Source organism: Stenotrophomonas sp. 3diitr2024, assembly GCF_042136455.1.
Classification (GTDB): domain Bacteria; phylum Pseudomonadota; class Gammaproteobacteria; order Xanthomonadales; family Xanthomonadaceae; genus Stenotrophomonas; species Stenotrophomonas sepilia.
In genome coordinates this window covers 1-415 of the sequence record NZ_JBHHMJ010000288.1, presented here as the reverse complement: position 1 = coordinate 415, position 415 = coordinate 1, and the positions used below count along the sequence as shown (strand labels likewise).

The 415-nt window shown below is 68.0% G+C and carries 1 pseudogene; it reads right to left on the bottom strand.

Annotated features, from left to right (window positions below):
* A pseudogene (locus ABGA94_RS06645) lies at nt 1–302 on the bottom strand (hypothetical protein); the annotation flags it as partial.
* Nucleotides 303–415: the final 113 nt, after the last annotated feature.

Sequence of the window (415 nt, the reverse complement as noted above, 5' to 3'; positions counted from 1 at the left end):
GCATGGAAGCGTGCGGGCCCCATCCACTGCACCGGCGAGGCGCGCTCGGAAAACACCGGATCGGTCAGCCAGTACTGGCCACGCAGCTTCAGCAGGATCGTGGAGTGCCCCAGCCGGAACAGGCTGCGATCCGGTGCGGCGGCGGCAGGTTCGGCAGCCGGCGCCGCCGGTTCAGCGGCAGGCGTCGCTGCCGCGTTCGCTTCCATCGGCGGCGGCGCATCCGCCGCAGGCTGCGCCGGCGGCTCAGGCTGCGAACAGGCCGCCAGCAGCAGAGCGGGAATCAGGTAGGCCATCCGGCGCATACGCGCACTCCATCGAAACAGGAAGCCCGATGGTAGCGCCGCCACAGTGACGGCAACAAAAAGGGGACGGAGGGGATTAAGTCGTTAGTGGCACAAACGACTTAATCCCCTCC